5 protein-coding genes are annotated in these 7087 nt (G+C 68.9%); 3 read left to right on the top strand and 2 right to left on the bottom strand.

Translation table 11 applies throughout. The features are described from left to right. Positions 1–2849: autotransporter family protein (locus AOZ53_RS00915; RefSeq protein WP_369816769.1), on the top strand; the 2849-nt coding region annotated here is incomplete at its 5' end. 16 nt (positions 2850–2865) lie between these two features. On the opposite strand, the gene AOZ53_RS00910 is transcribed toward AOZ53_RS00915, so the two are convergent. Both AOZ53_RS00910 and AOZ53_RS00905 read right to left on the bottom strand, forming a co-directional pair. Next, positions 2866–4026, bottom strand: coding sequence for an MFS transporter (locus AOZ53_RS00910; protein ID WP_054486608.1), 1161 nt, complete (start codon positions 4024–4026; stop codon positions 2866–2868). A 141-nt stretch (positions 4027–4167) separates the two neighbouring features. Continuing rightward, positions 4168–5214 (bottom strand): hypothetical protein, encoded by a 1047-nt coding sequence (locus tag AOZ53_RS00905; protein ID WP_054486607.1) that lies wholly within the window; start codon positions 5212–5214, stop codon positions 4168–4170. Positions 5215–5622: 408 nt separating this feature from the next. Between AOZ53_RS00905 and AOZ53_RS00900 the strand changes: the two genes are divergently transcribed. After that, positions 5623–6051, top strand: coding sequence for a hypothetical protein (locus AOZ53_RS00900; protein ID WP_054486606.1), 429 nt, complete (start codon positions 5623–5625; stop codon positions 6049–6051). A 100-nt stretch (positions 6052–6151) separates the two neighbouring features. After that, the gene (locus AOZ53_RS00895; RefSeq protein WP_054431578.1) at positions 6152–6859 is read left to right on the top strand and encodes a response regulator transcription factor; all 708 of its coding nucleotides are present in this window, start codon (positions 6152–6154) and stop codon (positions 6857–6859) included. Positions 6860–7087: the final 228 nt, after the last annotated feature.

Raw genomic sequence — 7087 nt, 5'->3', positions numbered from 1 at the left:
CCCCCCCCGCCGTGCCGGTCGATCCCGTCACGCCCACTCCGCCCGCGACGCCGCCTGATCCCGTCACGCCCACTCCGCCAGCGACGCCGCCTGACCCCGTCACGCCCACGCCGCCGGCAGCACCGCCTGACCCGGTTCCGCCCGCGACGCCGCCCGATCCCGCGGACCCCGCTCCGCCCCTGGCCCCGATCGATCCCGACGCCCCGGTCGATCCCGGCGGCGCCGGCATCGCTGGCTGGCGGCCCACCTCGCCCACGCCGGTTGCGCCGGCCGCGGCAGCCTTCGATGGCGCCGGCGTCAACGTCGGCGTGATCGACAATGGCTTCCCTGCCGATCCCACCACGGACCACCACCAGGCGGCGATTGCGGGCGTGCTGCGCCGGGTCATCGCGCCCGAGGCCGCCGAAGCCACCGACGAGCACGGCGCCATCAAGACGCACGGCGCCATTGTCAGCCGCATCATCGGCGGCCAGGTCGTGGCTGGCGACAGCTTCCCCAAGGGCTCGGCCACGGGCATCGGCCTGTACCAGGCGAATCTGCCGTCCACGTTCAATGCCCTGGTGCTGCATGCCCGGTTGACTTCCCTGACCGCGAGCGGCGTCACTATCGTCAACAACTCCTGGTCCTTCGCCACCGAGCCCGAATACGCCTTGCCTGGCGGCGACCAGGCCAAAGCCGATTCACCGATCGTGATGAGCTTCTTCCCGATCCTGGACACCGCCGTGACCCGCAATGGCCAGCTGCTGATCTGGGCCAACGGCAACGAATCCCAGCCCAACCCCTACCTGCTGGCCGGCGCGCCCTATGTCGCGCCGCCGCTCGAACGCGGCTGGCTGACGGTGGCCCAGCTGCTGGCCGACGGCAACCTCGCGCCATGGTCGAACGCCTGCGGAGTGGCGGCGAACTGGTGCATCAGCACGCGCTCGCCGGACGACGCCAAGCTGACGGGCACCTCGTTTGCCGCCCCGGTGGTCGCGGCGACCGCGGCGCTGGTGTCGCAGGCCTACCCCTGGATGGACAACAGCGCCTTGCGCCAGACCTTGCTGTCGACCGCCGACGACATGGGCGACCGCGCGCGCTTCGGCTGGGGCCGGCTGAACCCGGACCGCGCGGTGCGCGGCCCGGCGCTGTTCGACACGCGCCTGACGCTGGGCGGCGATTTCGTGGCCGACTTCAATGCCCGGCAATCGGCCTTCTTCAATGACATCGGCGGCAATGCCGGCCTGACCAAGAACGGCACTGGCGAGCTGGTCCTGTGGGGCGCGAACCACTATGCCGGCGCCACGACCATCAACCGGGGCACCCTCACGCTGTACGGCAGCGTCGCCAGCGACATCGCGATCCAGGCGGACGGCGCGCTGGGCGCCGACGGCGGCGTGGCGGGCGGGTCAGTGCGCAACAACGGCGCGCTGGCGGCCTACGGCAACGGCCTGCACATCATGCGGGACTACGACGCCCTGCGTCCGGAGGCGAAGCTGACGATCCAGCTCGGCACGACCGTCACGATCGACGGCCAGGCAGCCCTGAACGACTCCGGCCTGGTGATCGCCAAGCCCGACGATTCCTACCTGGTCCGGCATCGCGAAACCGCCCTCAAGGCAGGACAGGTCGCCGGCCGCTTCGGCACGGTGGCCGGGTCGGCGGGCCTGCTGTATTCGGTCAGCCCAAATTACTCCGCGACCCAGGTCGACCTGGACGTGGCGCGCAACAACGTGGCCACCGTGGCGCACAGCCTGTATGCCGGCCAGACCAGCCGCCTGGCCGCCGCGCAGGCCGTCGAGACGGCGTTCCAGGCCGCCGACGCGACTGCGCTGGGCGACGACGCGAACGTCAGCGATACCTTCATGCGGGCGGCGGCGAAGCTGCAGGCCGTCGGCGACGCGGCGGCGCTGGCCACGGCGCTGGACAGCCTGAGCGGACAGATCCACGCCTCGTCGCAGGCGCTGACCTTCCAGCAGTCGCAAGCCGTGAACCGCGTGCTGTCCAACCGCGTCGACGACCTGTCCCTGCCGGGCGCCCGGACCGGGCCCTGGGTCGACATGGCCGGCGGCAACGGCCGGCTCAGGCAGGCCGGCTTTGCCGGCGCCGACACGCGCCTGTTCGGCGGTCAGTTCGGCGTCGACCAACGCCTGGGCGATGCCGGCATCGTCGGCGTGGCGTTCAACTGGTCCGAGGCCAAGGCGGACTTCGACCGCTACGGCGGCCGCGCCAGGAGCCAGGGCACCGGCCTGTCGCTCTATGGACGCTACGGCGCCGACGGCGGGCCGTATGTGGCGGGCCGCGCCGGCCACGCCTGGATCCACGCCGACATCCAGCGCGACATCCTGGCCGGCGGCGCCGACCACCTGGACAGCGGCCGCGATGACCGCCTGATCTCGCTGTATGTCGAGGCGGGTCATGCGTTCGACCTGGACGGCACGCGCCTGACGCCGTTCGTGGGCCTGTCCCACGACCACCTGCGGCGCGGCGCGATCCATGAGCGCGACAGCGCCTTCGGCCTGAAGGCCGACGCCAAGTCCTACGGCCAGAGCGCCGCGCTGCTCGGCCTGCGGCTGCAATCGTCGCCGCTCGACTGGGCCGGCGGCGCCACCACCTTCAGCGGCTATGGCGCGTACCGCTATGGCAACGCGACGCCGCTCGATTTCACCGCTGCGTTCGCGGGCGCGCCCGACGCGTCATTCCAGGTCCAGGGCATCGGGCTGCCGCGCCACACCGGCTGGCTCGGCCTGGTCGCCCACTCGCTGCTGGGCAACCGGGTGTCGTGGTTCATCCAGGGCGATCTGCAGTTCGGCCAGGGCGGCCTGGCCAACACGGTGTTGTCGACGGGGCTGCGGTACTGGTTCGATTGACGCGGGCCGGCGCCGGTCAAGGCGCCGGCGCCGGCCGCAAGCGGCTCAAGGCCAGCAGCGCCGCCAGCGCCAGCACGCTCAGCCCGCCCAGCAGCGCGAACGTGACCGGCGCACCGGCCTGCTCCATCGAAACGGCAAGCGCCGGCGGCGCCAGGGCGTTGATCAGGTTCATCGGCAAGGCGATGGCGGCCATCGCCGCCGCATAGCCAGCCTTGTCGAAGAACACCAGCGGCATGGTGGCCCGCGCCACCGCGAAGGCGCCGCTGCCGACCCCGAACAGCAACAGGTAGCCGACGACCGGCAGCAGGCCGGCGCCGCCGATCCAGATGGCGACCAGCCCCAGCGGGATCATCGCGCCCGCGGCGATGCCGGTGGACAGCCCGTCCCAGCGTCCTCCGCCCAGCAGGTCGAGCACGCGCCCGCCGACCTTGAAAACGCCCAGCAGCGACGCAACCGCGACGGCGCGCGCCAGGTCCATGCCCATGGCCTGCAGCAGCGGCACGCCCACGGCCTGGATGCCGAACGTGACGAAGCTGTTCAAGGCAATCGCGGCCACCAGCAGCACGAAGATCCTGCCATGGGAGCCGGCGCCGCGCCGCGCGGCCACGGCCGCCGTCGCTTCGGTCGCCGGCAGGCCGAACCAGAGCAGCGGGCCCACGGCCAGCGCCATGACGGCGGCGTACACGAGCAGCGCATCGCGCCAGCCGATCAGGTGATCGAGAAACGCCGTGACCGGCAGGAACACGCTGCCCGCCAGGCCCGTCACCAGCATCAGCGTGCCGATGAGGCCGCGCGCCTGGTCCTGCGCATATTCCACGACGTAGGCATAGGCGGCGGTCGTCAGGAAGGCGGCGCCCGCCACGCCGATCAGCGCCCAGGCGGCCCAGAAGGTCATTAGGCCCGGAGACAGCGCCAACAGGGCCAGGCCCAGTCCGATCAGCGCGGCGCCCGCCGCCATCGCCTGGCGCGTGCCGAACCGGCGGAACGCGCGGGCGGTCAGCGGCGCGGCCAGCCCCATCGCGACATACATGACCGACGTGCCCAGGAATATCGACGGCAAGGTGGCGCCCAGGTCGGACGCGACCGGCGCGGCGATGACCGGCAGCACGCCGACCACGCCCCAACCGACGATCTGGGTCAGCGACAGCAACAACAGGACAAGGAAATGGCGTTGCATCGTCCACTCCTCGATCCGGGTGGGGCAGTTGCATGGCGATGGTCAGGCGCTCCGATGCGACGGGGCGCTGGAGGAGTTTACCCCCCGCCAAACGCAACGCCGCGTTGCGCGCTCTTCTCTTTTTTCCCGCCGCGCGCCGGCCTAGCGCCCCTTGTCCATCGACAGCGGCACGCCCCAGATCGGATCTTCCATGCCCTGCTTGCCCAGCGGCGTGATCTGCATGGGCTGCAGCTTGGCCAGCAGCGCCTGGTGCTCGGCGCTCAGGGTCCGCTGCGCCAGGTACTTCTGCGCGAACTCCATCGGCGCCGGGCGGGTGTAGACGGTCAGGTCCTCCAGCGGGCACTCGATCATCTTGGGGTCGACCGCGCGGCAGGCCGACTGGCGGAACTTGTAGCTGGGCGTCTTCAGGTGCATGCGCTGGCTCAGCACCAGTTGACCGCCCTGCAGCGTGAAGCTGGCCAGCGCCTGCTTGGGCGGGATGCGCGCCTGCACCTTGATGGCGGGAATATCGCGCGAATCGGTTTCCTCGTAGTAGCCCGCCGGCATCCCCGCCGAGGTCTCGGTGTATTGCTGCTCGCCCCAGCTCACGCAGGCGCCCGAAGCCACGTGCACGGCCGTGCAGACCTGGCGCGTCTTGGTCTCGCTGTGGGTGGTGGCGTCGCGCCACGCCTCCTGCCTGTAGAACTCGCGATAGAGTTCCGGCGAAAGATAGGCGGTGCCGTTGGCGCCGCGGCCCGATCCCTCCGGCCCGCGCTTGGCCCCGACCTGATCGAGCAGCGCATTCAGCTTGTAGTCGTCGCCGCCGGTCAGCAGGTATTTGCCGGGCGGCAGGATATGCACCTCGAACGCCTGGAACAGGTAGGTTTCCTTCGGGTCGCGCTTGAGCGCATTGGTCTGGAACTTGCGGCTGAAGGTCACCTGCGGCGCCTTCTCGTGCATCCAGATCACGGTCGGAGTCCACTGCGTCATGGTCAAGGCGTCTTTCAGCGTCGCGTGCGGCATCAGGTCGGCCACCAGCACCACGGCCATGTCCGATTTGAGCGCCTCGTTGATCAGGTCCAGCAGTTGCCCGTAGCGCGGATCGTCGCGGGTGCCGTATCCGTTCGAGGACGGAATGTTCACGCACCCCGACAGCGCCAGCGTAAGCGTCAGGAGGGACAAGGCAAGGCGCGGGCGCGGCAAGGTCATGGATCGGTCCTTAAATGAGGCTGAATCGTTCTGAGCGCGCATGCTACTGGCTGGCGGCGGAATGGCAATGGCCGCGTGCTCGCCTGAAACATAAGGCCGCGTTGTCCGTCTGGCGGCCTGGGCCGTCCGTCGCGCGCCACGGACGGCGCAACACCTGCAATGGCGCGGCCCGGGGGCAGCATGGCGGGTCAGGATCGAGCATCCGCGGGCCGGCCGGACCGTCCGCCCGATGACAATTATTGTTGCGATTGTTTCCTGTTGAGGGCATACAGGACCGCGCGAAAAACCTCACTCAGAAGCACGCCGAGGGCAGCCCGGCGCGAGCGACCTCACTCAAAAGCATGCCGAGGACGGACGCGGGACAGGACTTTGATAAGCTCCCTGCCCCATCGCCTCATGGAGCCTTCGATGCCGCGTGTTTCGCTTGCCATCCGCACGCTGTTTGCCCTGTGCCTGCTTGGCGCGACCGTCAACCATGGGGCGGCGATCGTGCAACACGGGTGGCTGTGGGACTACGGCTACGGCGCTGCGGCCTCGATATTCAGCAAGGCCTACTGGAACGCCCTGACGCTGCTGGACCCGCTGGCCGCGGCGCTCCTGTTCCTGCGACCGCGCGCGGGCGTGTGGCTGACGCTGCTGATCATCGCCAGCGATGTGCTGCATAACACCTGGTATGTCGCCGCGCATGATCAATGGTCAGCGCCGTTCTATCTGGCCCAGGTCGGTTTTCTGATCCTGGTGCTCTGCCTCGCCCCCGTCTCATTGCGAGGGGTGCATCGTAAATATCAGACCAACAGCAATCCCAGGGAGCGCGTTTTCCGACACGAGCAAATCTAGAATCGGATTGGCATCGTTTCCGCGATGCGCCGCGGGAAGCGCCCAGGCCCGACCTCCCCGCGATCGACGCAATCCGTGGCCAGGGATGACCAGTGCAGGTATGCGCGTTCTTGTCGTTGAAGATCAGCCGGAATGGGCCGAAAGCGTGTCGAACCACATCGCCGGCCTCGGGCGCACGGTGCAGGCCTGTGGCACCCTGCAGGACGCGCTGGCCCACATCAGGCAGGACGCGCCCGGCATCCTGGTGACGGCGGCATCGCTGCCTGACGGCGACATGCTCGACCACATCGCCTCGCTGCGCCGCACGTTTCCCGCCATGGGCATCATCGTGCTGACCGACAACGTGCGCATGCCTGCGCAGCTGCAAAGCCTGAGCGACGGCGCCGACCATTACCTGATCAAGCCGATCCAGCTCGCGCTGCTGGCCGCCACCGTCTGCGCGCTCGAGCGCCGGCTCGTGACCGCGATGCCCGGCGTCGACACACGCCGCAACTGGACCCTGAACGTGCAGTCGCGCCAGCTGCGTTCATCGGACGGCGAACAACTGGAACTGACCGCCAAGGAATCCATCATCCTGGCGTCACTGATCCAGAGTCCGAAATTTCCCATCAGCCACAAGCGCATGTCGCAGAATCTCGGCTACCCGGAAGTCATCTACGACCAGCACCGCATCGACGCGCTGCTCTATCGGGTCCGCAAGAAACTCGCGACCCTGCGCGACGCGCCCATGCAGATCCGCAATATCTATTCCGAAGGGTCCTTGCTGGTGATGCGCGAAAGCACGATCCGCATCGCCACGCATTCCTGATCGACGCGCCGCCTTGCTCGACAACGCCGACAACGCCGACAACGCCGACAACGCCGACAACGATAGGACCCTGGCGGCTCGCGATTGTTGCGCCGTCGAGTATTTATGAGTTTTCAGCAACGCGAAACGCCTACACTGCAGGTGTCTTGCAACTTTCCCCAAGAGAGACAAGGCCGAAGGCCCCACCCGCTTATCCGCGTGTGGGGCCTTCTTCTTTTGCGACGGCAA

The organism is Achromobacter sp. 2789STDY5608621 (genome assembly GCF_001299375.1).
GTDB classification, from domain to species: domain Bacteria; phylum Pseudomonadota; class Gammaproteobacteria; order Burkholderiales; family Burkholderiaceae_B; genus Achromobacter; species Achromobacter insuavis.
The sequence above is the reverse complement of the archived record's forward strand: the minus strand, read 5'-3'. Positions and strand labels throughout refer to the sequence as shown.

What these genes read in the sequence shown, in the direction of transcription:
- AOZ53_RS00895 (WP_054431578.1), top strand. Translation starts at nt 6,152, where the DNA reads ATGCGCGTTCTTGTCGTTGAAGATCAGCCGGAATGGGCCGAAAGCGTG.
- AOZ53_RS00905 (WP_054486607.1), bottom strand. Translation starts at nt 5,214, where the DNA reads ATGACCTTGCCGCGCCCGCGCCTTGCCTTGTCCCTCCTGACGCTTACG.
- AOZ53_RS00910 (WP_054486608.1), bottom strand. Translation starts at nt 4,026, where the DNA reads ATGCAACGCCATTTCCTTGTCCTGTTGTTGCTGTCGCTGACCCAGATC.
- AOZ53_RS00900 (WP_054486606.1), top strand. Translation starts at nt 5,623, where the DNA reads ATGCCGCGTGTTTCGCTTGCCATCCGCACGCTGTTTGCCCTGTGCCTG.